Below are 1,422 nucleotides of genomic sequence, written 5' to 3' on the forward strand. Positions count from 1 at the left end.
TTACTTCGTTTCCTTCCAGAGCTTCAGAAGTTCCTGTTCCCGCTCTGCCGTTAATCCTGCCGATAATTTGTAATCGGATGGACGTGTAGCATGATGCCATGAAAATGTATCGCGAATAGTGTCAGTGTAAGGTCTGAAACTTAAACCTGCATCAATTGCTTTCCGGCAGTTGATCTGATATATCCCTTTCCCTTCTTCTGACATCCACAGAGGCAGATTGATTCCATTCTTCATGATGAACTTCTCACTTACCCAGGTAAAGCTGGTTTTACTTCCAAATATATTATCACATTCACCCAAAAACTGTTTCATAGTAAGCATATAGTCCGGACCAGTGCAATTGTATACATCGGTTTGCCTTTTCTCAACCATAATCAGAATAAATTCTGCAAGATCACGAACATCAATAAACTGGATCTGTTCATATGAGGGAGACGGAGCTAACACCTCTCCTCCCGATCTTACTCGAACAGGCCAATATGTGAACCGGTCAGATTGATCGTATGGTCCAACAATCAATCCGGGACGAAGTACGAGTACTCTGCCAGGCATAGCTTGTTCAACCGCCTTTTCACAGAGAGCTTTTAGTGGACCATAGGTCTCGTCTGTTACCTGTTCTACCGTTTCATTCTCAATAGTAGCAAGCAAAGAACTTTCATCCAGCTCAGGTTTTCTGAAATCCGCATATGCACTGATACTGGAAATATAGGTATAGTGCTCTATAGATTCCGCAAGCAGTTCAGCGGATTTTTTCACAATACGCGGCACGTAACCGCACGTATCGACCACAGCATCCCATTTCCGACTTCGCAAAGGTTTAAGATCACTATCCCGGTCACCTTTTAAACATTCTACTTCAGGGAATAGATCAGGATTGGTCTTACCGCGATTAAAAAGCGTTATCTCATGCCCTTTAGCAAGAGCAATTTCTACAAGACTGCGACCAAGAAATTTTGTACCGCCAATGATTAATATTTTCATTTTGCGAGTATAGTTATGATATAGTTTCTGTCAAGTAAATGTTGATGTATTAAAAACCTGGAGAGATCTGAATATGCGAAATCTTCTTCCATTTTTATTCATGAGCAGCATCGAAATTCGAACAGCCAGCAAATCCTGAAATATGCCGGATCTCTTATGACAGAATTCCAGAAACTGACGGATCGATATTACTGTTGTGCATGGGCGTATTAACCGTACAGCTAACAATCGGTTCTATGAAAATTAGTTGTCCTGAAATAGATGAGTACGTCCGGATGTGGAGTTACACGAGCATAATTCTGTTTTTCTTGTTGACTGGGGTGTATCCGGAAAGTATTGTCTATTTAGGCAAGAATCGGAGGTTAATCGGAAGCTTTATTTGGATGAATACACTGTTCCGGATAAATTCCGGAACGGTTTGAAATCAAGATTCCTATTGTT

The 1,422-nt window shown here is 41.1% G+C and carries 1 protein-coding gene; it reads right to left on the reverse strand.

The window, feature by feature from the left end:
* Nucleotides 1-981 carry an SDR family oxidoreductase gene (locus K8S15_12960; protein ID MCD4776946.1) on the reverse strand — a complete coding sequence of 327 codons (981 nt, stop codon included), beginning with the start codon at nucleotides 979-981 and terminating at the stop codon, nucleotides 1-3.
* Between the last annotated feature and the right edge of the window lie 441 nt (nucleotides 982-1,422).

Source organism: Candidatus Aegiribacteria sp., from assembly GCA_021108005.1.
In the GTDB taxonomy this organism is placed as follows: Bacteria; Fermentibacterota; Fermentibacteria; order Fermentibacterales; family JCC-6; genus Aegiribacteria.

Bases quoted from the DNA above. Each gene is read 5' to 3' on its own strand.
- K8S15_12960 (MCD4776946.1), bottom strand. From the start codon at position 981: ATGAAAATATTAATCATTGGCGGTACAAAATTTCTTGGTCGCAGTCTT.